The 23,705-nt window shown below is 69.6% G+C and carries 17 protein-coding genes; 8 read left to right on the plus strand and 9 right to left on the minus strand.

Translation table 11 applies throughout. The features are described 5' to 3' along the window. Positions 1 to 93: 93 nt before the first annotated feature. The gene (gene dnaG / locus U9J66_RS07400) at positions 94 to 1,980 is read right to left on the minus strand and encodes a DNA primase (RefSeq protein WP_042281106.1); all 1,887 of its coding nucleotides are present in this window, start codon (positions 1,978 to 1,980) and stop codon (positions 94 to 96) included. Between the two features lie 146 nt (positions 1,981 to 2,126). Here dnaG and U9J66_RS07405 point away from each other — a divergent pair, with 146 nt between their 5' ends. Then, complete coding sequence (locus tag U9J66_RS07405) at positions 2,127 to 3,296, plus strand: hypothetical protein (protein ID WP_042281108.1); 1,170 nt, start codon at positions 2,127 to 2,129, stop codon at positions 3,294 to 3,296. After that, positions 3,293 to 4,906, plus strand: coding sequence for a vWA domain-containing protein (locus U9J66_RS07410; protein WP_326337355.1), 1,614 nt, complete (start codon positions 3,293 to 3,295; stop codon positions 4,904 to 4,906). The genes U9J66_RS07405 and U9J66_RS07410 overlap by 4 nt, the downstream gene beginning before the upstream one ends. 13 nt (positions 4,907 to 4,919) lie before the next feature. Here the strand turns inward: U9J66_RS07410 and U9J66_RS07415 are convergent, their stop codons facing one another. The 3 genes from U9J66_RS07415 to ppdK form a co-directional block, all read right to left on the minus strand. Further along, positions 4,920 to 6,185, minus strand: a complete 1,266-nt coding sequence (locus U9J66_RS07415) for a deoxyguanosinetriphosphate triphosphohydrolase (protein WP_014908750.1) — start codon at positions 6,183 to 6,185, stop codon at positions 4,920 to 4,922. An 80-nt stretch (positions 6,186 to 6,265) separates the two neighbouring features. Next, a complete protein-coding gene (locus tag U9J66_RS07420; protein WP_014912761.1) occupies positions 6,266 to 7,417 on the minus strand; it encodes a YdcF family protein in 1,152 nt (383 codons plus the stop codon). A 324-nt stretch (positions 7,418 to 7,741) separates the two neighbouring features. Further along, on the minus strand, positions 7,742 to 10,435 hold the full coding sequence (gene ppdK / locus U9J66_RS07425; RefSeq protein WP_326337356.1) for a pyruvate, phosphate dikinase: 2,694 nt from the start codon (positions 10,433 to 10,435) through the stop codon (positions 7,742 to 7,744). A 430-nt stretch (positions 10,436 to 10,865) separates the two neighbouring features. On the opposite strand from ppdK, the gene trhA reads away from it, so the two are divergent. Continuing rightward, positions 10,866 to 11,648, plus strand: a complete 783-nt coding sequence (gene trhA, locus U9J66_RS07430) for a PAQR family membrane homeostasis protein TrhA (RefSeq protein WP_014908203.1) — start codon at positions 10,866 to 10,868, stop codon at positions 11,646 to 11,648. Between the two features lie 238 nt (positions 11,649 to 11,886). Here the strand turns inward: trhA and fdhD are convergent, their stop codons facing one another. The 4 genes from fdhD to U9J66_RS07450 all read right to left on the minus strand — a co-directional run bounded on the left by fdhD (position 11,887) and on the right by U9J66_RS07450 (position 18,564). Beyond that, entirely contained in the window at positions 11,887 to 12,747 is an 861-nt protein-coding gene (fdhD, locus tag U9J66_RS07435) for a formate dehydrogenase accessory sulfurtransferase FdhD (protein ID WP_161111495.1), read from the minus strand. 137 nt (positions 12,748 to 12,884) lie between these two features. After that, positions 12,885 to 14,273 carry a glycine--tRNA ligase gene (locus U9J66_RS07440; RefSeq protein WP_014912415.1) on the minus strand — a complete coding sequence of 463 codons (1,389 nt, stop codon included), beginning with the start codon at positions 14,271 to 14,273 and terminating at the stop codon, positions 12,885 to 12,887. Positions 14,274 to 14,473: 200 nt separating this feature from the next. Continuing rightward, positions 14,474 to 14,767, minus strand: a complete 294-nt coding sequence (locus tag U9J66_RS07445; protein WP_014908442.1) for an antibiotic biosynthesis monooxygenase — start codon at positions 14,765 to 14,767, stop codon at positions 14,474 to 14,476. Between the two features lie 74 nt (positions 14,768 to 14,841). After that, positions 14,842 to 18,564, minus strand: a complete 3,723-nt coding sequence (locus U9J66_RS07450) for a CDP-glycerol glycerophosphotransferase family protein (protein WP_326337357.1) — start codon at positions 18,562 to 18,564, stop codon at positions 14,842 to 14,844. 419 nt (positions 18,565 to 18,983) lie between these two features. Here U9J66_RS07450 and U9J66_RS07455 point away from each other — a divergent pair, with 419 nt between their 5' ends. The 5 genes from U9J66_RS07455 to sph all read left to right on the plus strand — a co-directional run bounded on the left by U9J66_RS07455 (position 18,984) and on the right by sph (position 22,699). Continuing rightward, complete coding sequence (locus tag U9J66_RS07455) at positions 18,984 to 19,418, plus strand: DUF6703 family protein (protein ID WP_378628294.1); 435 nt, start codon at positions 18,984 to 18,986, stop codon at positions 19,416 to 19,418. A gap of 77 nt (positions 19,419 to 19,495) precedes the next feature. Then, a complete protein-coding gene (locus U9J66_RS07460; RefSeq protein WP_017534171.1) occupies positions 19,496 to 20,323 on the plus strand; it encodes a metal ABC transporter ATP-binding protein in 828 nt (275 codons plus the stop codon). Next, complete coding sequence (locus tag U9J66_RS07465) at positions 20,320 to 21,222, plus strand: metal ABC transporter permease (protein ID WP_014912274.1); 903 nt, start codon at positions 20,320 to 20,322, stop codon at positions 21,220 to 21,222. The genes U9J66_RS07460 and U9J66_RS07465 overlap by 4 nt, the downstream gene beginning before the upstream one ends. Beyond that, positions 21,219 to 21,593, plus strand: a complete 375-nt coding sequence (locus U9J66_RS07470) for a Fur family transcriptional regulator (RefSeq protein ID WP_017534172.1) — start codon at positions 21,219 to 21,221, stop codon at positions 21,591 to 21,593. The genes U9J66_RS07465 and U9J66_RS07470 overlap by 4 nt, the downstream gene beginning before the upstream one ends. A gap of 140 nt (positions 21,594 to 21,733) precedes the next feature. Beyond that, positions 21,734 to 22,699, plus strand: coding sequence for a sphingomyelin phosphodiesterase (gene sph, locus U9J66_RS07475; RefSeq protein ID WP_326337358.1), 966 nt, complete (start codon positions 21,734 to 21,736; stop codon positions 22,697 to 22,699). A 118-nt stretch (positions 22,700 to 22,817) separates the two neighbouring features. Here the strand turns inward: sph and U9J66_RS07480 are convergent, their stop codons facing one another. Then, positions 22,818 to 23,654 (minus strand): SGNH/GDSL hydrolase family protein, encoded by an 837-nt coding sequence (locus U9J66_RS07480; protein ID WP_051018306.1) that lies wholly within the window; start codon positions 23,652 to 23,654, stop codon positions 22,818 to 22,820. Between the last annotated feature and the right edge of the window lie 51 nt (positions 23,655 to 23,705).

Genomic DNA, 23,705 nt, shown 5'->3' on the forward strand with positions numbered 1-23,705 from the left:
GCGGCGTTCCATTGGTCACAGCCGTGGGAGACATCAGTACATTGTGCCCATATCCCCACTGAAACGGGGAGAAGTACTATTGTCACCCTTTTGCTACATACTCTCGACGCCACCCTCTTGCAGGGCACGTTTCTGCTGGCCGAGGCGCATGAGGTCGGCGAAGATCCGATCGAACTCCTCCGGTTGCGCGGCCTGGTCGATCCGGTGCAACTCCGACTTGAGGTTTGACTCGCGACGGTTGATGGAATGAGTCTTGATCGTGCTCAACATTTCCCGCGCGAAATGTTCATCGAGTTCTCCGTAGAACTCGATCTCCTCCACACCCAGGCGGGTGACGAAATCGCGCTGGAGTTCGTTGGGGGCCGCCTCGCGCAGGGCGATCGGCCAATGCTGAGGATCGGCCACCGACGAGACGCCGCCCTGATCCCGGATGATCCGGAGCACCGCCTGGTGCTGGGGGACGGTGAAGTCCTCCTCCGTGAGGGAGTCGAAGCCCCGCGCCAAATGGGGGTACTGGATCGCGAGCTTGAGCGCCTGGCGCTCCCGCTGCACCGAGGGGTCGCGCAGGTCGTAGGGCGCCTCCTGGGCGTCCGGCGTCGGAGCCGGAGCGGCCTGCCTCGGGCGGTCGGCACCACCTCGCGCACGGCCCCGGCCCATGTGCTGGCGGACCCGGCGCAGCACGAAGGCCTCGTCCATCAGCCCCAGCCAACGGTCCAGGTTCTTGCCATAGGTCAGACGTACGCCCTCGTCCCGGATACCGGCGACCACGGGGGCGGCGGCGTCCAAGGCGGCGATACGCCCCTCGGCGTTGTTCAGGTCATAGCCCTCGACGATGGTCCGGATCATGAACTCGTACAAGGGGCTGGCGCCGTCGACCAGGTCCGCCACCGCCTGAGGACCGTGCTGAAGACGCAGGTCGCAGGGGTCGAGACCGTCGGGCTGGACGGCCACGAAGGTCTCCGAGGTGAAACCGTGCTCCTCGGCGAAGGCCCGGACGGCCGCCTTCTGGCCGGCCTTGTCGCCGTCGAAGGTGAAGACGACCCTGCCGCCCTGATTGGAGCGGCCCAACAACATGCGACGCAGGATCTTGAGGTGGTCCTCGCCGAAGGAGGTGCCACAGGTGGCGACCGCCGTGGTGACCCCGGCCTCGTGGCAGGCCATCACATCGGTGTAGCCCTCGACGATGACCGCCTCGCCCTTACGGGAGATCTCCCGTTTGGCCAGGTCCATCCCGTAGAGCAGACGCCCCTTGTGGAAGATGGGGCTCTCCGGGGAGTTGAGGTACTTGGGGCCGTCCTCCTCCTCGGCGAGCTTGCGCGCGCCGAAGCCGACGACCTCGCCGGTGACCTCGCGCACCGGCCACAGCAGCCGGTTGCGGAAACGGTCGTAGGCGCCGCGCCGCCCCTGGCTGGCCAATCCGCCCTCGATCAGTTCGGCGTCGGTGAAGCCCTGGTGGCGCAGGTGGGTGGTGAGGTTCTCCCAGCCGGCGGGGGCGAACCCCAGACCGAACCGTTCGGCGTGCACCCGGTTGAACCCGCGCTCGTCCAGGAACCGTCGGGCGGCCACGGCCTCCGGGGTCAGGAGCCGCTCGGCGTAGTACTCGGCGGCGGCCTTATGGGCGTCGAGCAGACGTCGACGTTTGCCCTCGTCGCGTCGGGCGGTGCTACGACCGCCCTCTTCGTAGCGGAGCGTGATCCCGGTCTGGCGGGCCAGGGACTCGACGGCCTCGATGAAGCTGAGGCTGTCGATCTTCTGAACGAAGGAGATGACATCCCCACCCTCCCCGCAACCAAAACAATAGTAGAGGTTTTTGGCCGGGGTGACGTTGAAGGAGGGGGACTTCTCGTCGTGGAAGGGGCACAGGCCCTTCAGCGATCCGCCTCCCGCGTTGCGCAATTGGAGGTACTCGCCGATCACGTCGGCGATGGGGGTGCGCTCGCGTACGAGGGCGATGTCTTCGTCTCTGATCCGTCCTGCCACGGTGTTCAGGGTAGTTCTCCTCGAGCACGTTCCGGCCATCGCCCGGGGTTCGCCGGGGGTCCACCGTCCGGCCATCCCGGTGTCGGACGCCGGTCGGCGACGCGGAGCAGGCTGGGGATCCTCACATCCCCCAGGAGGTGCGCCCCGTGCGTGCTCAGGATCAACGGTCCGATCGGTACCGGAGATGGATCGTACTGTCGGGCGGTGCCGTGGTGGCGGTACTGGTACTGGCCCTCGGCCTCGTGGTGATCGACCGCTTCGGCGGTTCCCCGGTGGTGGTCGAGGGGGTCGTCGGCTCGGAGAAGGTCGATCTGTTCGAGGACGAGAGGGTCCGGGAACGGTTCGCCGAACTCGGATACGACGTTCGGGTACGCCCTCAGGGCTCCCGATCGATGGCCGAGCGGGCCGACGAGTCGGACTTCGTCTCCCCCGGTTCCGCGGCCGCCTCGGAGCACATCCGCGGTCTGCACGGCGTCGAAGACGAATACGACCCCTTCAGCACGCCCATGGTGATGCTCGCGCACGGCCCCATGGCCGAGGCCCTCCGGGAGGAGGGGGTCGCGCGCGTCGCCGAGGACGGCACCTGGTCGCTGGACCTGGCCGCCTATCTGGAGCTGACCGAGGACCGCGTCCGTTGGCGCGATCTGCCCGGCGACGCGGTGAGTTCGAGCAACCGCAACGAGGTGCTGGCCCGCACCACCGACCCGCGCACCTCGAACTCGGCGGCGATGTACGTGGTGGTGCTGTCCTACCTGCTCAACGACGAGGAGGTGGTCACGCCCGGTTCCGTGGACGAGGAGCTGACGTCCACACTGGCCCGGTTGTTCCTGGCCCAAGGGCAGCCCCCGGAGTCCTCACGTCAGCCCTTCGAGCAGTTCCGAGACCTGGGACCGGGGCACACCCCGCTGCTGTGGGCCTACGAGTCCCAGTACGTGCACGCCGCGGTCCTCGGCCCTCCCCCACCCGAGGACTCGGTGGTGATGTACCCGGAGCCGACCGTGTTCTCGACCCACACCATCGTGCCCTTCACCGAGGCGGGTGACGAGGTGGGGCGTCTGCTGACCGAGGACCCGGAGCTGCGCGGGCTGATCTCCGAGCACGGTTACCGCACCGAGGACACCGGGCGTTTCCGGGAACTGGTCGAGGAGTACGGGCCTGCCGTGCGGACGGGGATCGGCGACGTGGTGCACTCTCCCGCCTACGAGGCCCTGGAGGCTCTGCTGAACGCCATCGAGCAGGAGTACGAGGACACCGGAACGGCCCCCGCGGCCCCGGAGGACGCGTTCGTCGGACGTTCCGGGGGTGGACGGACGTGAAGGGTCGCACACGCGCGGGGGCCGGCGCCCTGGCGGCGCTCTTGGCCGTGAGCGCCTGTTCCTTCGTCGAAGGCGCGGGGGTCACCGGGACTCTGAGGGTTCTGGCCGGCAGCGAACTGGCCGACATGGAGCCGTTGTTGGCGGAGTCGGCCGAACGGACCGGCGTCGAGCTGGTCCTGGACTACTCCGGCACGTTGGACGGGACGGAACGGATCGTGGCGGGCTCCGTCGAGGACTACGACGCGGTGTGGTTCCCCTCCAACCGCTACCTGCACCTGGTCGACGGCGACCGTTCGTCGGTGCGCGGCGAGACCTCGGTGATGCTCTCCCCCGTGGTGTTGGGGGTGTCCGCCTCGCGGGCCGAGGAGCTCGGCTGGGTCGCCGGAGACGGAAGCGTCTCCGGGGTCACCTGGGAGGACGTGACCCTGGCGGTCGAGGAGGAGGGGTTGACCTACGGCATGTCCAGCCCGGCCGCCTCCAACTCGGGTTTCTCGGCCCTGATCGGCGCGGCGTCGGCGATGGCCGACAGCGGTGCCGCGTTGGAGCGCGAGGACGTGGCCGGGGTGGAGGAACGGTTGGCGACGTTCTTCTCCGGTCAAGAGCTCACCGCCGGATCGTCGGGGTGGTTGATGGAGGAGTTCGAGCGGCGTCGGCGCGACGCCTCCGGGTCGGGGGCGGTCGTCCCCGACGGGGTGGTGAACTACGAGTCGGTGCTGATGTCGTACGTCCCCGAGGCCGGCGAGGATCCGCTGGTCCTGGTGTATCCGGAGGACGGGGTGGTCACCGCCGACTATCCGCTGACCCTGCTGGCGGGCGCGTCGGAGGAGGCCGCGGCCGCCTACGAACGGGTGGTGGCCGACCTGACCTCGGCCGAGGTCCAGGCCCGTATCGCCGAGACCACCTTCCGCCGTCCGGCCGCGGCCGATGTCTCGGAGCGTGGGTTCCCCTCGGTGGTGGAGCTGCCGTTCCCCGCCCGTCGGGAGGTCGTGGACGAGTTGGTGGCGGCCTACTTCTCGGAGCTGCGCCGCCCGGCGCGCACGGTGTACGTGCTGGACGTGTCCGGGTCGATGTCCGGCTCCCGGATCTCGGGGCTGCGTCGGGCGTTGACCGTGTTGACCGGGGCGGACGAGGGGCCGCTGTCCTCACGCGGGCAGGTCTTCCAGGAACGTGAGGAGGTGACGCTGCTGCCCTTCTCGGACGAGCCCGGGGAGCCGGTCTCCTTCGTGGTGGAGCCGGAGGGCGCGGACCGCGCTCGGCGGGGGTTGGCGGAGGAGATCGCCGCTCTGGAGGTCGGCGGCGAGACCGCGGCCTACGACGCCGTGGAGGCGGCGTACTCCCTCGTGGAGGAGGCCGGAGAGGACGGGTACCTGTCGTCGGTGGTGCTGATGACCGACGGTGAGGTGAACCGGGGGCTGGACCTGGACGGGTTGTTCGCCTCGTTGGAGGGGCTGCCCTCTCACGCCGCGGCCGCGCCGGTGTTCACCGTGCTGTTCGGCGAGGCCGACGCCGAGGAGATGGAGCGTCTGTCGTCCCGGACGGGTGGTCGGGTCTTCGACGCCCGCGACCTGGACCTGGAGGAGGTGTTCCGGGAGATCCGGGGCTATCACTGAGTCCCCGCGCCGCTCAGCGTCGCGGGGTCGTCCCGGTGAGGTCCGCGTGCAGGAGGGCGGCCGAGGTGTCGGTCAGGGAGGCCACCTGGTCGATGATCACGCGCAGCGCCCCGGCGTCGTCGGTGGCCGCCTCGTAGGAGGCCCGGAACTGAGGTTCCAGGGCCTCGGGGGCTCCGTGCAGGAGGGCGTCGACCAGTTCGGTGAGGACGCGGCGTTCCTCCGCCTGGTAGATCCTCGCCTCCTCGCGGGACATCACGAAGTGCGCGGCCACCGCCTTGAGCAGTGCGCACTCCAGCAGGGTCCGTCGCGGGAGGACCAGGTCGGCGCCGTAGCGGGTGAGGCGTTCGGGGCCGTGGACCTCGCGGGTGGCCTGTTCGGCGGCGCGGCAGAAGCGGCCGATGAGCTCGCTGGTGAGGTTCTTGAGGGCGGCCAGGGAGGCGAGGTCGCCGGTGAACGCTTCGGGCCACACGGGTTCGGCGAGCAGGTCGGTGTAGACCTCCTCCAGCTCGGCGGTGCCGGCGTCGCAGTAGTGGGCGGCCGCCACCCGACAGATCTCGGCGCGTTCGTGGGGGTCGCGCAGGGCGGACATCCTCACCAGGCCGGCGTGCAGGGCGTCCTCGACGTCGTGCACGGAGTAGGCGACGTCGTCGGACCAGTCCATGACCTGTGCCTCGAAGCAGGTGCGGCCGAGGGGTGCTCCCTCCCTCAACCAGGTGAACACGGCGACGTCGTCGGGGTAGCAGTTGAACTTGGCGGTGTCGCCGCCCTCTCCGCGGCGCCAGGGGTACTTGACGGTGGCGTCGAGGGTGGCGCGGGTGAGGTTGAGGCCGGCGCTGCGTCCGTCGGGGTCGATGACCTTGCCCTCCAGCCGGACGAGCAGGCGAAGACTCTGGGCGTTGCCCTCGAACCCTCCGCAGGAGGCCGCGGCCTCGTCGAGGGCGCGTTCGCCGTTGTGTCCGAAGGGCGGGTGGCCCAGGTCGTGGGAGAGGCAGGCGGCCTCCACCAGGTCGGGGTCGCAGCCGAACGATCGGCCGAGTTCCCGGCCGATCTGGGCGCACTCCAGGGAGTGGGTGAGCCTGGTGCGGGGGAAGTCGCTGATCCCGAGTCGGACGACCTGGGTCTTGGCCGACAGACGGCGCAGTGCGGAGCTGTGCAGGACCCGGGCGCGGTCGCGTTCGAAGGGACCGCGCCTGCGGCTCTTGCGGGACTCGCGGGCGTAGCGTTCGGTGTCGTTCGCCCGGTAGCCGTGGGCCGAGGTCTCGCCCGGGGTGCTCGTCATGATCGCGACCCTACTTCTCGACGATGACGAAGCACGCCCGTGACGCACCTTCGGGCCCGTTCGGGGTGGATCCGCGACGGTCAGGCCGCGTTGACCCGGATGTCGCTGCTGTCGTTGAAGATCCAGTAGTACCAGAGGGAGGCGGTCTCCCTGGTGATGTACCAGAGCTGGGTACGGCGCTCTATGACGGCGGGGCCGGAGCGGGCGGGCGAGGTGCCCGCCTCGATGCCGTGGTCGGCCGCCATCACCTTGGAGCGCAGGCTGTGCCAGGGATCGGAGACGAGGATGGCCGTCTCCCAGTGGTTGGCCTCGAAGACCTCCGAGACCGCTTGGAAGCTCTGGAGGGTGTCGCGTCCCTCCTCGACCGCGATGACGTGGTCGGCGGGGATACCGACCTCGATCAGCCAGTTACGGCCGGCCGCGGCCTCGGTGTAGGCGTCGTCGGGCTGTTTTCCGCCGACGGTGACGATCATCGGCGCCACGCCCTCCTGGTAGAGGACCTGGGCCTGCCGCAGACGTGCCTCGAAGACGGGCGAGGGCACTCCGTTGTACTGGCTGGCGCCGAGCACGACGATGGCGTCGGAGACGTCCCGGTCGTCCTGGCGCGCGGTGTACCAGACCCAGCCCCACGTCGCCGGGGGCAGCGCCACGAGGAGGAGCAGGACCACGGCGATGATCCGACGGAGCCGGAAGCGGCGCCGTTTGCGTCGTTTGGGGCGATGGGGCGGTCGGTCGTCGCCCGAGGAGCGGCCACCGCGTCCCGGTCCGCCTCCGGAGCCGCCGAAGTCGTCGAAGTCTCCACGACGGGGGTCGTCCTCGGGGTCCTCTCCGGGCACGGGCGGGCCCGGCTCGAAGGGTTCGGGTTCGAAGGGGTCGGTCCGGTAGGTCTCGCGCGGCGCGGGTCCGCCCGCTCGGGAGCGCGATCCGGGGCGTTCGCGGACGAACCTGCGGGTGAACTCGGAGTCCGGATCGGGTTCCGGGGTCCGGACGTCCCGTTCGTCGGGGTCGTTCCATTCGGAGGTGTCGAACACGCGGGTGGTGTCGTCGGAGGTCTCCCGTGGGAAGGCGCCCGTGGTCTCGGGGACACGGGTGAAGTCCCGCGTCGTCTCGGACCCGGTGGGGGCGTCCGCGGGGCCGCCTCGGGAGAAGACCCGGGTGGCCTCGTCGTCGGCCGACACGGCACTGTGGTGGTCCCACGCCTCGTCACCACGACCGTCGCTCGCCGTTCGCACCGGCTCACCTCCGCACAGTTGATTCCGGGAACCCTGTTCCCCCTGGGATGTCCCCCGTCCGTCACAGGTTGTGGCCCTCCCCGACCGTCGCGGGGTGAAGTGTGAAGGGTGGTCCGTCCGGCCCTGGAGATCCGCCCGTGGGGGTGGGCGAAGGGCCGCTCTGGGGAAGGCTGTGGCGGCGACCGAGAATATATCACGAAAAGATCACGGACTTGATTCCCTCCCCGCCACCGAGGGGGTTCCGATTGTAGTGTCCTCGACACCCGGAAACGCCCCCGTCGGCGCCCTTCCCGGGACACCGACGGGGATGTACGTCACTCGGGTTCAGCGGGGGAGGCCGGCGGCACGCCCCGCCTCCAACCGGGCCACCGGCACACGGAAGGGCGAGCAGGACACGTAGTCCAGACCGACCTTGTGGAAGAAGTGCACCGACGCGGGGTCCCCGCCGTGCTCACCGCACACGCCGAGCTTGATGTCGGGGCGCGCGGCCCGCCCCTCCTCCGCCGCGATACGGACCAGGCGGCCCACCCCGTCCACGTCCAGGGACTCGAAGGGGGAGACGCCGAACACACCCTTCTCCAGGTAGGCGGAGAAGAAGGAGGCCTCCACGTCGTCGCGGGAGAAGCCCCACACCGTCTGGGTGAGGTCGTTGGTACCGAAGGAGAAGAACTCGGCGTTCTCGGCGATCTGCCCGGCGGTGAGCGCCGCCCGGGGCAGCTCGATCATGGTGCCGACCGGGAGCTCCAGCTCCAGCCCGGCCTCCTCCCCCACCTCGCGCAGCACGCACTGGGCGTCGTCCTTGATGATCTCCAGTTCCTGAACCGTTCCCACCAGCGGGATCATGATCTCGGGCCGAGGACGTCCGCCGGCGCGGATACGGTCGACCGCCGCCTCGGCGATGGCGCGGACCTGCATGGTGAACAGACCGGGGACCACCAGCCCCAGTCGGACACCGCGCAGCCCCAGCATGGGGTTCTGTTCGTGCAGGCGGTGCACCGCCTGAAGGACCCGGAGGTCGTTCTCATGGTCCTCCCCTCGGGCCTCGGCCACGGCCACGCGCACCGACAGCTCGGTGATGTCGGGCAGGAACTCGTGCAGGGGCGGGTCGAGCAGACGGACGGTGACGGGGAGGCCGTCCATGGCCTCCAGGATGCCGCCGAAGTCCTCCCGTTGCAGGGGCAGCAGGGCGCTCAGCGACTCCCGCTGCTCCTCCGGTGTGTCGGCGAGGATCAGCCGCTCGACCAGGGGGCGACGGTCGCCGAGGAACATGTGCTCGGTCCTGCACAGGCCGATGCCCTGGGCCCCCATCCGGCGGGCGCGCGCGGCGTCCTCGGGGGTGTCGGCGTTGGCCCGTACGTACATGCGGCGGGCCGCGTCGACGTAGTGCATCATCCGGTCGACGGAGCGCACGAGGTCGTCGGCCTGGTCGGAGGCGGGATCGATCTCGCCCTCGAAGTAGCGGACCACCGGGGAGTCGACGACCGGTACCTCCCCCAGGTAGACCAGTCCGCTGGTCCCGTCGATGGAGATGACGTCGCCCTCCTCGACGACCTCCCCGCCGGGCGCCGTCATACGCCGGTTCTTGGTGTCGATGTCGAGTTCCTCCGCGCCGCACACACAGGTCTTGCCCATGCCTCGGGCGACGACGGCCGCGTGCGAGGTCTTGCCGCCCCGGCTGGTGAGGATCCCCTCCGCTGCGATCATGCCCTCCAGGTCGTCGGGGTTGGTCTCCCGGCGGCAGAGGATGACGCGTTCCCCGCTTCGGGACCACTTGACGGCGGTGTAGGAGTCGAAGACGGCCTTGCCCACGGCGGCCCCCGGCGAGGCGTTCATGCCCCGGCCCAGCGGGTGGACGTCGTCTCCGGACGTGGCCTCCTCGTCGAAGCGGGGGAACATCAGTTGGGCGAGCTGGTCGCCGGTGACGCGCTGGACCGCTTCGTCGAGGGTGATCATGCCCTGTTCGACGAGCTGGTCGGCGATGCGGAAGGCCGCCGCCGCCGTGCGCTTGCCCACGCGGGTCTGGAGCATCCACAGCTTGCCGCGCTCGATGGTGAACTCGATGTCGCAGAGGTCGCGGTAGTGGTTCTCCAGCGTGGTCATGATGCCCATGAGCTCTTCGTGGCTGTGGGCGTCGATGCGTTCCAGGTCGGTGAGGGGGACGGTGTTGCGCACACCCGCCACGACGTCCTCGCCCTGGGCGTTCTGGAGGTAGTCGCCGTAGACGCCGGTGCGCCCGGTGGCCGGGTCGCGGGTGAAGGCGACCCCGGTGCCGGAGTCCATGCCGAGGTTGCCGAAGACCATGGAGCAGATGTTGACGGCGGTGCCGAGGTCGGCGGGGATGCGTTCCTGGCGCCGGTAGAGCGCGGCGCGGGGGGCGTTCCAGGACTCGAAGACCGCCCTGACGGCGCGGATCATCTGTTCGCGGGGGTCGGTCGGGAAGGGGCCACCGGTCCGGTCGGCGACGATCTCCTTGAAGCGGTCGACGAGACGGCGGAGGTCGTCGGTGTCGAGGTGGAGGTCGTCGGTGACGCCCTTGGCCTTCTTGGCCTCCTCGATCGCCTCTTCGAAGAGGTCGCCGTCGATGTCCTGGACCGTCTTGCCGAACATCTGGATGAGGCGGCGGTAGGAGTCCCAGGCGAAGCGCTCGTCGCCGCTCCGTTCGGCCAGGCCGAGGACGGACTCGTCGTTGAGGCCGATGTTGAGGACGGTCTCCATCATGCCCGGCATGGAGAACCTGGCCCCCGAACGCACGCTCACCAGGAGTGGGTCGTCGGGGCGGCCCAGTCCGCGCCCCATCTCCTTCTCCAGACGCACGAGGTGGGTCTCGATCTGTTCGTCCAGGCCGTCGGGCATGCTGCCGTGGTCGAGGTAGTGCCGGCACGCCTCGGTGGTGATGGTGAAGCCGGGGGGAACCGGGAGGCCGAGGTTGGTCATCTCGGCGAGGTTGGCGCCCTTGCCACCGAGAAGATCCTTCATGTCCTTGTTGCCCTCGGCGAACGTGTAGACGTACTTGGCCACGGGGGTACTCCCTCGCTCTCTCGGTGACCCGGTGTTCGGGTCAACCCCTGAATCTGGCCGCGACTCTATCCACACTCGACAAGAGCACCCCTCCACGAACCGCCCTTTTACCGCATAGCTGCTGTTCAGGGCTATTAGAGAGGTCTATACCAATGGTTCAGGAAGAGAGGCCGCCACCCCACCCCACTTCGAGCGACCACCACCGCACCCTTGGACGAAACCCCTGTTCAGGGCACTGCCCTTCACCCTCATGAGAAACAGACACACCACCGCCCGCACATCGGAGCCGGGAGACCAATACCCGCGCCGACCACCCCCGAGACCGTGGACTGTGCCGGGCGACACAGCATTACCAGAAAGTAACCTACGCTTCCGTAAGTTAGGCTGGGCGACGGACCCGCCGAGGGGCGGGCCCGTGAGGACCTGAGAGGTGCGCGCGGTGTCGGAGGAGCAGAGGACCGGGGCTTCCGGAAGCGGAACGGACGAACGGGTCGCCCCCGAGGCGACCGGTCGGACCGAGCACGGGAACCCCTCGATACCCGAACGGGCCGCGGCCACCGCCGGCGACCTGCTGGAGGCGGTCAAACCCCGGCTGCGCGGATGGCTGCATCTGGGCACCGCCCCGCTCGCCCTGGCCGCGGGCATCGTCCTGGTGGCGCTCTCCCCCACGATCCCCGCCATGGTCGCCGGCGCCGTCTACGCGCTCAGCTCGGTGCTGCTGTTCAGCACCTCGGCCATCTACCACGTGGGGCGGTGGTCCCCCCGGGCCCAGCGGACCCTGCGCCGCATGGACCACTCGAACATCTACCTGATCATCGCCGGGACCTACACGCCGTTCATCGTGCTGGTCCTGGAGGGGACCCTGCGTGTGGCCATGCTCTCCCTGGTCTGGGGCGGCGCGATCGCCGGGGTGGCCTTCAAACTCCTGTGGCTCAACGCCCCCCGCTGGCTCTCCACGTCCCTCTACCTGGCCATCGGCTGGGTGGCGGTCCTGTTCATCCCCGAACTGGTGAGCGGCACCCACCCGGCCACCTGGATCCTCATCCTCGTGGGGGGCGTGCTCTACAGCGTCGGCGCGGTGGTCTACGGCCTCAAGCGCCCCGACCCCGCGCCCCGATGGTTCGGGTTCCACGAGATCTTCCACTCCCTGACCATCGCGGCGTTCATCTGCCACTACATCGCCGTGTCCTTCGTGGTCTACACGGCGGGCTGACCCCGCGATCGAAGCGGGATCCGGACCGCCCTCGCCCGGAGGAACCGACGACCGCTTCCGGCCAGATCGTCACGATTGGCTTACACGACAGGACAAGAAGGACGAAACACCCTCGTATCCCCCACCCCCTACCGCTACGTTGAGGGAAGGTTCCCCCGGTCGTGTGCGGCCGAGGGTTCCAGGAGGCGACCGGAGACCACATCCCCCCGGGTCCGGTCGTCTCTGTCGTGTTCCGGACCTAGGTCGTGAGCTCCTCCGCGTGCCCGGAACCCTCCTCCAACAGCACCCGGTCGATACCGGTGTAGACGTTCATCGAGGCGCCGCGCAGGAAACCCACCAGGGTCATGCCCGCCTCCTCCGCGAGCTCCACCGCCAACGACGAGGGCGCCGACACCGCCGCCAAGGTCGGGATCCCGGCCATCCAGGCCTTCTGCACCAGCTCGAACGAGGCACGCCCGGAGACCATCAGCACACTCCCCCTCAGCGGGACGCGGCCCTGACGCAGAGCCCATCCGACCACCTTGTCGACCGCGTTGTGCCGTCCCACGTCCTCACAGACCGCCAGCGTCTCCCCCTCGACGGTGAACAGCCCGGCCGCGTGCAGACCCCCCGTGCGGTCGAAGACCCGCTGGGCCCCACGGAGCCGGTCGGGCAGCTCCATCAGGATCCGCGACCCGATCCCCACCCGGTCGTCGGCCACCGGCCACTGGGCCCGGGTGCGCACCGCGTCCAGGCTCGCCTTCCCGCACAGCCCGCACGAGGAGGTGGTGTAGAAGTTCCGTTCGAGCGAGGTGTCCGGAGGCGGAACGTGCTCGGCCAGGGACACGTCCAGGACGTTGTAGGTGTTGGAACCGTCCTCGGTCGCCCCCGCGCAGTAGCGGATCACCCTCAGGTCCTCCGCCCGGCGCACCACGCCCTCGCCGAGCAGGAAACCGGCGGCCAGATCGAAGTCGTGCCCCGGCGTGCGCATCGTCACCGTGAGAGGCTTCCCGTTCACCCGGATCTCCAGGGGCTCCTCCACCACGAGGGTGTCCGCGCGCTCGTCGACGGAGCCGTTCCTGATCCGCAGGATCCTCCCGCGCGTCGTCGCACGTCCCATGACCTCACCGTGTCCCTCGCCCACCGGCATCGTCCGGTTCCCCGGCGTCACGTTACCGCCGAGGGAGGTACCGGGTACAGGACGGGCCCCGCCCGACCGTCGACGGTCGGGCGGGGCCCGGAAAGGGCGTGCTCCGGTCAGCAACCGGGCAGACGCTCCAGCAGGTACATCTCGACGCGGTCCAGGGACACGCGCTCCTGCGACATGGTGTCGCGCTCGCGCACGGTCACCGCGTCGTCCTCGAGGGTGTCGAAGTCCACCGTGACGCAGAACGGGGTACCGATCTCGTCCTGACGGCGGTAGCGACGGCCGATCGCGCCGGCGTCGTCGAACTCGACGTTCCAGCGCTTGCGCAGCCTCGCGGCCAGGTCACGGGCCTTGGGCGACAGATCGGCGTTGCGCGACAGCGGCAGGACGGCGGCCTTGACCGGGGACAGGCGCGGGTCCAGACGCATGACGGCGCGCTTCTCCAGCTTGCCCTTGGCGTTGGGCGCCTCGTCCACGTTGTAGGCGTCGAGCATGAACGTGAGCACCGCCCGGTCGACACCGGCCGCGGGCTCGATGACGTAGGGGATGTAGCGCTCGTTGTTCTCCTGGTCGAAGTAGGACAGGTCGACACCGGAGGCCTCGGAGTGGGTCCGCAGGTCGTAGTCGGTGCGGTTGGCGACGCCCTCCAGCTCGCCCCACTCACTGCCCTGGAAGTTGAACCGGTACTCGATGTCCACGGTCCGCTTGGAGTAGTGGGACAGCTTGTCCGCCGGGTGCTCGTACAGGCGCAGGTTGTCCTTGGCGATGCCCAGGTCCAAGTACCACTGGTGACGGGCGTCGATCCAGTACTGGTGCCACTCCTCGTCGCTGCCCGGCTTGCAGAAGAACTCCATCTCCATCTGCTCGAACTCGCGGGTCCGGAAGATGAAGTTGCCCGGGGTGATCTCGTTACGGAACGACTTGCCGATCTGACCGATGCCGAAGGGGACCTTGCGGCGGGCGCTCTGCTCGACGTTCTTGTAGTTGATGAAGATGCCCTGCGCCGTCTCCGGGCGCAGGTAGGCGAGGCCCTTCTCGTCCTGGACCGGGCCCAGGTAGGTGCGCAGAAGGCCGTTGAACATGCGCGGCTCGGTGAAGGAGGCCTTGGCGCCGCAGTTGGGGCAGGCGATGGCGGCCAGGCCCTCGGCGGGCTCGTGGCCGTGCTTCTCCTCGTAGGCCTCGATGAGGTGGTCCGCGCGGAAGCGCTTGTGGCAGGCCTGGCACTCGGTGAGCGGGTCCACGAACTCCTTGACGTGGCCGGAGGCCTCCCAGACCTCACGGGCCAGGATCACGCTGGAGTCGAGGCCGACGATGTCGTCGCGCTCCTGCACCATCGAACGCCACCACTGGCGCTTGACGTTGTTCTTCAGCTCCACGCCCAAGGGGCCGTAGTCCCAGGCGGCGCGCAGACCTCCGTAGATCTCGCTGGAGGGGTAGACCAGACCTCGGCGTTTGGCGAGGTTGACCAGTGCGTCCATTGCCTCTGACTTGGCGGCCATGGGTGACTCTCCATCCGGCTGGCGGTCGGTGGATCGCTGTTCGCGATACATCGTCGGGTGTGTTGGAACGCGGATCACGCGCGGAGCCACGGATGTGGCGCTCCGGGCGACCGCGTCACCCCAGGCTAGAGCAATCGGAGGGCTCTCGCGCACGTATTCGGTCACGCTCGGAGGCGGGCGACCCGCCTCCGAGACGGGTCTCAGCGGGACCGCTCTCCGTCGAGGATCTCGAAGGCGGTCGGCTCGTCGATGGCCCGGGACAGCAGGGGGACCGCGGTGATCTTGACGTCGAAGTTCGAGAGTGCGCGCCGGTAGTAGCCCGCGCCCTCCCATTCGGTGACGACCGTCCACAGCTCGGGGTCGTCGGCGGCGCGGCCGATACGGTGCCGCACGAATCCGGGTCGGGCGGCCAGCACCGCCACGGCGGCGTCGGCGTCGGTTCGAAAGGCCTCGCTGTCGGCCTCGGGCACGGAGTAACGGGTGATGACGATCACCGGACCATTGTGGCGCAGCCCATGGACGCCCCGGCCCCGGGGCGGGCGGGAGACCGGGTCTCCCGCCCGCTCCCCTACCTTCCTCGGCCCTCGCCGAAGACCCGGTCCACGACGCGGGCGGCGGCGTGACCGTCGTCGAGGGGACAGAACTGTTCGACGAACGCCCGATAGGAGTCCTCGCTGTTCCGGGCGACCTCGTCGATGTCGAGCAGGGAGGCGATGACGTCGTCGGAGCGGGTCAGGAGCGGGCCGGGCGCCGTCTCCTCGAAGTCGAAGTAGAACCCGCGCAGGTTGTCGCGGTAGCTCTCCAGGTCGTAGGTGAAGAAGAGCATGGGCCGGCCGGTGTTGGCGAAGTCGAACATCATCGACGAGTAGTCCGTGATGAGCACGTCGGTGATCAGGAACAGCTCCATGATCTCCGGGTACAGGGACACGTCGTAGACGAAGTCCTCTCCGACGATCGGCACGCTGTCCACCACGCGGGGGTGGCGGCGGACCAGCAGCACGTGGTCGTCGCCGAGCTTGTCGTACATCCGGCGCAGGTCCAGGTGCAGGTCGAGCTTGTGCTTGCCCCGCGTGTAGTACTTGTCGTCCCGCCAGGTGGGCGCGTACAGGACGACCTTCTTGCCCCCGGGCAGTCCGAGGACGCGCCGGGTGCGTTCGGCGATGCGTTCCCGGTCGGCGGAGAAGAAGATGTCGTTACGCGGGTAGCCGGTCTCCAGCACCTCGCCCTCGAAGCGGAAGGCACTGCGCAGGATCGGCGTGGCCCAGGGGCTGGGCGAGACCAGGTAGTCCCACTGGCGGGTCTCCCAGGCCAGCTTGTCGAAGTAGTCGCGCGACTTGCCGCGGATGTTCTCCACGTCGAAGCCGATGCGCTTGAGCATCGATCCGTGCCAGGTCTGTACGACGACCTGGTCGGGGTGACGGTGGAACCAGGCGGGCTGACGCGAGTTGGAGACCAGGTAGCGGCTGCGCGCGAGCTCCCTGTAGTACTCCTCGCCCTTGTGCCGGACCGGGGTGAGGTCCTCGGGCAGGTTGACCTGCCCGTCGGCGACCAGCCAGGACATCGGGTAGTCGGCCCAGCCATCACGACGGCGCAGTTCGGCGTAGATGCTCTGAGGGCTGTCGGAGTACTGGCGGCCGGTGTAGGTGTCGAAGAGGATGCCCTCGGTGACGGGCTCGTTCCGCTGGGCCGGGTAGAAGGTCTCCCGCAGTCGACGCTGGGCGAAGGCACCGCGTTCCACGGGGCGCAGGTCGCTGCCGACCTGGATCACCGGGATGCCGCGGTTCTGGTAGGTGAGCGTGTAGGTGCGCTCGGGGCTCCGGGTCTCCAGGGGCAGATCCCCGAGGAGCGTGTCGGCGAACTCCACGCCGACGTCGACGCTGCCGGCGCCGGTCTCCTCCTCCGGTGCGTCGTCCTCCTCGCCGACGCGACCCCACAGCTGGTAGGAGCCCGCGGGAAGGGAGAGCTCCCCGGACAGGGTGCGGATGCGGGAGGGGTCGAAGCGGGTGGTGAATCGGTTCCCGGAACGCTCCAGGGAGAGTTCGTGCTCCTCGTCGCGGCCTCGGGCCTTGGCGACGATGCGCAGGTCGACCCCGCTGGGGAACTCGCCGCCCAGGATGAGGACGCGTTCGTCCCATTCGGCGCGGTCCACCACGGGCCTGGCCCGGCCCGCGCGGAGCTTGAGGTGTCCGGTGGCCGTGCGCAGCACGACCAGTTCCTGCTGGGCGCCGTCGGAGTTGTAGGGGGTGGTGGGCACCTCGTCGGGCAGGACGAGGGGTACCCCGACCTGGGCGTCGGTGACCAGTTCGGCGTCCCATTCCTCCTGACGGATCACCCCGCCGCACTCGCTGAGGCCTCGGGCGAACAGTTCCTCGGCGCGGACGCTCGCGCTGAAGCGACCGCCCTCGATCCGGACCGGATAGGTGAGCCGGGCGGTACCGGGACGCCGGACCAACCGCAGGGAGGTGGCGTCGGCGGCGGGCGCGGACAGCAGCTCGCCCTCCAGGTGGAGTTCGGCGGTGCGGGCGTCGAAACGGTGCTCGACGACACGGGCGCGCGCGGGCTCGACCGCGATGACCAGGTGACGCTCGCGGTTCCAGTGGGGTCGGATCCACATGTCACCGCCGACCTCGTGGTAGCCGGGGCGTTCGGGCTGGCCGGAGACGGGGTTGGCGATGATGCGGCGTCGGGTCAGGCCGCGGTTGAACACGACCAGTTCGATCTTCCACTCGCCGGGTTCCCACTCCCTGGCGGAGCGCAGTCGACGCGGGTCCAGGATCGCGGTGAAGCCGCCGTAGTCGTGCCGGGCGGCGTCGGGCAGGTCCGGCAGGCGGTACTCGGCGGCCAGCCGGACCTGCACCGGAACACGGATCCGGCGCTTGGTGGAGGTGTTGATCGCGAAGGCGACGATGTGCTGGTGCCAACGTTTGTGGGCCCGCAGGTGGCGGATGCCGACGCGGCCCTTGATGTGCAGCCGCCCGTCCTCCCAGTAGAGGGCCTCGGTCTTCTGCCGGACCTTGATCTCGTCGTCGAGGCGGTAGATCTCGCGGGGGACCGCCTTGGCGGGGTCCTCGGCGTCGAAGAAGGGGTACCGGATGTAGTAGCCCAGCCCCTGTCGGACGGCGGGCGCCTTCTTGATCTCGACGCTCTTGGCGAAGGTGGCGACCTCCAGCAGGTCGGCCTGTCGCCGCTTGCGCACCAGGTGGTAGAGGAGACGGTCCAGGACGGGCAGGCCCCGCAACAGGGTGTCCGGCACGTGGTCGATGTAGGCGTTGAGCAGGTCCATGACGACCTCGCGGACCGGTTCCTCGGCGTCGTCCAGACGCAGGAGGAGACGGTGGAGCTCGCCGTGGAGGAGGTTGCGGTCCCACAGTTCACGGTCGGTGCCGGGAAGTTCGAGGGCGATCTCGCGCATCGCGGTGAGCCGCCGGGTGAGGGAGGCCTCGTCGAGGGAGAGACGATCGCCGGTCCGTTCGCGCATGAGCAGTACCGGGGCCGGGAGCACGTCCACGGCGTCGGCCCTCAGGGTCAATCTCCGAACGGCGAGGTCGGCGTCTTCGGGGGCGAGGGCCGAGGTGTCGTGGGCGAGCCAGAACTCCCGCCGCCATAGACGGTTGCCCAGGGTCGCGTCCGAGATCAGGCCGGGGACGTTCCGGGGGTCCTCGGCCAGACGCCGGCGGCCGCACAGTCGCCGGTGCGCCTTGGAGGGGGAGGCGCCCAGCTCGTTGAACCGGTGGACGTTGCCGATGACCAGGTCCGAACGGGTGTCGGCGGCGCTGTGGGCCAGGTGCGCGAGGGCGTAGCCGGTCAGGGCGTCGGCGCCGGAGAGGAAGAGCAGGTGGTCGCCGCTCGCCACCTCCGCCCCGCGGGTGCGGGCCGCGGGGTGGTGGGGGGCGGGGTCCTCGTCCAGCAGGGTGACGCGCAGGCCGGTCGGGGGCGCCGCGGCGAAGGCGCGCGCCGTGGCCAGTCCGTCCTCGCGCGCGGAGTCGACGGCCTCGTCCCCCTGGTCGTTCTCCTCCGGACGCTGCTCGTCGGTCTCGGCCGTCTCGTCGTCTCCGCCGGTGTCCGGTTCGGTGTTCTCCCCTTCGGGATCCTCCGGGACGGTGGGCGCGGTCGAGGTGGCCTCGCCGACGGCGCGGACCGGTACGAGGACCACCTCGATGTCCGGCACGTCCATGGGGCGCGTCGTGTCCTCGATCCGGCTCTCGTCACGTTGACGGGCCAGGGAGTCGAGGCAGTTCTGAAGGTGAGGCTCGGTGACGTCGAACGTCACGATGACTGTGGGTTCGGGCACGGAAGTTGACACTCTCCGGAGGGTTCGTCGCTGGACGAAGTACGGGCACCGTAGTGCGGAAGGTCCGCGCTGCTCAAACGGTCGATAACCGACTGTAGAAGGTACTCGACCCCCCGTACGCCCCGTGGTCCCGACCGGGGGCGGGGACCGCGCGGGTGCCCGGCTCGTCTGTACCCCGTCGTCGAGGCGGGTCGATCTGGACCGGGGGCCGCCCCGGGGTCTCGGCTCCCTCATAGAACCGTCACCATGGGATCGGTGATCCGAAGCCGACCGGGGGGAGCCGCACGCCTCGCGGTGGCGGCCGGTTCCTGCTTCACTGACATGGCGGACCGGAGGTCCCGGCAGACCGGCGCGTCATCGCTCGCTCGGCTGTCACGGACACCTGCGAATCTACCAGGGAAGCGACGAACGCGTGTCCCATGAGAGCGGGTGATCCGGACCCTTCCGGGGAATCGATCGTGGACGACGAGGAACGGGCGGCGATGGTCTCTCCCGAGCACGAGGACGAGCGGCGACGGACCGATCGGGGCGGTTCCCCGACCGAGGGGGACGGCACGCCCGGCTCCGGCTCGGGAGGGTTCCGTCGGGCGGTGGAGCGGCGCAGCGCCGTCCCTCTGGTGTGGCTGCGGCAGCGTCCGCGTTGGGCGGTCCCGCTGATCTTCGGGGCGCTGTTCATCGCGGGGTTGACGGCCCCGGGGGTGATCGGCGCCCTGTGCCTGACGCTGGTGGCCGTGTTCTTCCTGTGGCTGGCCTTCCTGACGTGGCCGACGCTGGACCGGGCACGGAAGACCCCGCGTGTGCTGATGGTGGCGGTGGTGCTGCTCTTGGCCGTGGCGCGCGCCCTCGGCTACTGAGGAGGTCTCCGGGGAGGGGGCGTCCGGGCGATCCGATGAGTTTTGACAATCATTTTCACTTTCGTCATAATGTGTGAGTGTCAGCCCAGTTCGATGGGGCGAGGAGTACCTCTCCCGACGCCCCCGCCGCCTTCCAGATCATCGACGCCCACGCCGCCTACGACGGCGTTCCCGTCCTCGACGGCGTCGATGTCGAGATACCCGTGGGCCGGACCCTCGCGGTCCTGGGCCCCAACGGATCCGGGAAGTCGACCCTGATGCGGGCCATGCTCGGCATCGTCCCCCTCACCTCCGGTGAGATCCGCGTCCACGGGACCCCCTTGAAACGCTTCCGGGACTGGCGGCGCATCGGCTACGTGCCCCAGCGGCTGACCGCGGGCGGCGCGGTCCCGGCCACCGTCCGCGAGATCGTCGCCTCCGGCCAGGTCGCGCGCCGACGCCGTCTGTCCCTGCCCACCCGGGCCGACCGGGTGGCGGTCGACGAGGCCCTGGCCGCGGTCGACCTGGGCGACCGGGCCGGCGACTCCGTCCGCGAGCTCTCCGGCGGCCAGCAGCAACGGGTACTCATCGCCCGAGCGCTGGCGGGGCGCCCCGACACCTTCGTCATGGACGAGCCGATGGCGGGGGTGGACGCCGACAATCAGCGCGCGTTGGCCGAGGCCATCTCCCGACTGCGCGACCAGGGCAGCACCGTGGTCCTGGTCCTGCACGAACTGGGCCCGCTGGAGGAGGTCATCGACCGCGCCGTGGTGCTCGAACACGGCCGGGTGGTCCATGACGGGGCCCCGCCCAAGGCCACCGGCGCGTGCGCCCGGCCGGGCCACGAACACCAGCACCCCCATCCCGACCCCAACGATCCCGACGCCCACCCGGAGATCATCCCGACGCGAGGTGCCCGACCGTGATCGAACTGCTCCAGTACGAGTTCATGCGGCGTGCGCTGATCGCCGCGGTGCTGGTGGGTCTGGTCACCCCGGTGATCGGTACCTTCCTGGTCCAACGACGGCTGGCCCTGTTGGGCGACGGCATCGGCCACGTGGCGCTGACCGGGGTGGCCCTGGGGTTGCTCACCAGTACCTCCCCCGTGCTGACCGCCGCCGTCGTGGCGACCCTCGGAGCCGTCCTCATGGAGTTGGTGCGGGTCCGCACGCGCACCAGCGGCGACGTGGCGCTGGCCCTGCTGTTCTACGGAGGCATCGCGGGCGGTGTCCTGCTGATCGGTCTGACCCCCGGAGCCAGCAACGCCACCCTCACGTCGTTCCTCTTCGGCTCGGTGAGCACCGTCGGCGAACAGGACATCTGGATCGTGGGGGCGCTGGCCGTCGGGGTCCTGACGGTCCTGGCCGTGTTCGGTCGCGAACTGTTCGTCCTGTGTCAGGATGAGGAGGTGGCGCGGGCCCACGGGCTTCCGGTGCGTTTCCTCAGCATCCTGCTGGCGGTGACCGCCGCGTTGACCGTGGTGATCGCCATGCGCGTGGTGGGCGTGCTGATGGTGAGCGCTCTGATGATCGTCCCCGTCGCCGCGGCCCAGCAACTGAGTCGCAGCTTCCGGGTGACCGTCGGGCTGGCCGTGCTGATCGGCCTGCTGTCGTCACTGGGCGGGCTGACCACGGCCTTCTACTCGGACCTGGCTCCGGGTGCCACGATCGTGCTGCTGGCCCTGGCGGTCTACTGCGTGGCGGTCGTGGTCGGAGGCCTGCTGCGCAGGGCGACCGCGCGCCGAGGAGTCCCACCCCTGCCCCAGGGCACGGGAGGACCGACGGATACGATGCCCCAGACCGATCGGGGGAGGGTGACACCATGACCACACGACGTGAGGCGGTCCGCCGGGCGCTGACCGAGTCCTCCGGTTTCCGTAGCGCCCAGGACCTGTACGCGGATCTTCGGGCCGACGGCTCCAAGATCGGCCTGACCACCGTCTACCGGGCCCTCCAGGCCATGAGCGACTCGGGCGAGGTCGACGTCCTGCGCACCGACGAGGGCGAGGCCGTCTACCGGGCCTGCGACACCGAGGACCACCACCATCACCTGGTGTGCCGGGTGTGCTCCACCGCGGTGGAGATCGAGGGTCCCGCCGTGGAGCGCTGGGCCGCCGAGATCGGCGCCCAGCACGGCTTCACCGAGGTGACCCACACCGTGGAGGTCTTCGGGACCTGCGCCCGCTGCTCGGCCTGAGACGTCCACGAACGATAGAACGCTTCTCCCCGGGGCCCGCGCACACCATGTGCGCGGGCCCCGGGCGTGCATACGGTCTCCACCCAGAGGTTACTTACCGGTAACCCCCTCGTGTCACGGCCGGACCAGGCTGGAGCCCCGTGTACAGACGAACCGCGGCCGCGCTTCTGACAGCGCTGCTCATCACCCCGCTCCTGCCCACGACCCCGGCCGCCGCCTCCTCCGAGACGGAACGTCAGGCCCCCCGCATCACCACCTACAACACGTTCCTCATGCCCAAGGCCCTCTACCCGAACTGGGGCCAGGACATCCGCGCCGACCTGATCCCGGCCGACGGGGTCCTCGACGGCCAGGACGTGGTGGTCCTCCAGGAGCTCTTCGAGAACTCCAGCGCCGAGCGCCTGCGCGAGGGCCTCTCCGAGGACTACCCGTACTCGACCCCCGTCGTGGGCCGTTCCAAGACGGGCTGGGACGACACCACCGGATTCCGCGGCGAGACCGTCACCAACGGCGGGGTGAGCGTGCACAGCGTCTGGCCGATCGTCCGCGCCGAGCAGCACATCTTCTCCCGCGCCTGCGGGGCCGACTGGTTCTCCAACAAGGGTTTCGCCTACGTCGAGCTCGACACCCCCGACGGGCCCCTGCACGTGGTGGGCACCCACATGCAGGCCGAGGACGGCGCCTGCCGAAGCGGCGAGGACCGACGGATCCGGGCCGGGCAGCTGGACCAGATCGTGTCCGTACTGCGGGGGATCCCCGAGGACGAGCCGATCTACGTCGCGGGCGACCTGAACATCGTGGGCGGAACCGAGGAGTGGAGCGACGCCCTCGACCGGCTCGACGCGGTGGAGCCCGCCCCCGTCGACGACACCATCTCCTGGGACCCCTCCACCAACTCCATCGCCGGCCACGACCACTCCGGCCACGAGCCCCAGCAGCTGGACCACGTCCTGCCGATCCGCAACCAGGCCTCCCCCGAGACCTACCTCAACGAGACCCGGGCGGTGAAGAGCGAACCGTGGACGGTCCGTTCCTGGGGTCGCGACTACACCTACGACGACTACTCGGACCACTACCCGGTGTTCGGCTCCGCCGCGCGCCCCTGAGGCCCCTCGCGCGTGCGCGAGCCCATGACCGGGTGGTCGCACGCACGACGTCGGGCCCCGCCCCGGTCCCTCGAAAGGACACGGAGCGGGGCCCGACGGCCGTCTCGCGAACGTGGACTCAGTCGCCCGGGCGGTACCGCTCGCAGCGCTGGAGTTCCGGACGCTTGGGACTCACACCGTCACCGGAGGAACGACCGGTCAACCGACGACCGATCCACGGCACCAGGAACTCACGGGCCCAGTGCAGGTCCTCCTGTCGGGCGCTGCGCCAGCCCCGAGGCTCCGGCGGCGGCCAGGGGCGGTTCCAGTCGTCGTCGACCGGCAGGTCCAGGACCTCGCACACGCGCAGGGCCAGCCGACGGTGCCCCTCCGAGGACAGGTGCAGCCGGTCCCAGTTCCAGGCCCGCTGATCGTCGAGGATCCGCATGCTCCACACGTCGACGACGTCGCAGCCGTACCGGTCGGCGACCGAACGCATGTGCATGTTGTACGTGGCGATCTTGCCGCGCAGGTGACGCATCACCGGCTGCCAGTTGGTGTCGAAGCCGGTGAAGATGACCACGCGGGCGCCGGTCGAACGGAGCTCGGCGATCATCGACTCGAAGATCTCGACGACCTTGTCCGGGTCGCTGCCGGGGCGGATGATGTCGTTGCCGCCCGCGCAGAGCGTGATCAGGTCGGGGGACATCTCGACCGCGCGCGGCACCTGCTCGTCACGGATCTGGGCGATCAGACGCCCCCGGACGGCGAGGTTGGCGTAACGCACCTCGGACACGTGGTCGGCGAGGTGTTCGGCCACGCGATCGGCCCAACCGCGATAACGACCGTTGGGGACGCTGTCACTGTCCGGGTAGGGGTCGCTCATACCCTCGGTGAAACTGTCTCCGAGGGCGACGTAGGACAGGATGTCCTTGTTCTCGAGGTCACCGGAGCTTCCGGTCGGCACACCGCTCATAGTCCTCGATGATGCAACCCGACCCCCGGGTTACGCGACAGTAGGTTCTTG

It is taken from the genome of Nocardiopsis sp. LDBS1602 (genome assembly GCF_035818715.1).
Classification (GTDB): domain Bacteria; phylum Actinomycetota; class Actinomycetes; order Streptosporangiales; family Streptosporangiaceae; genus Nocardiopsis; species Nocardiopsis alba.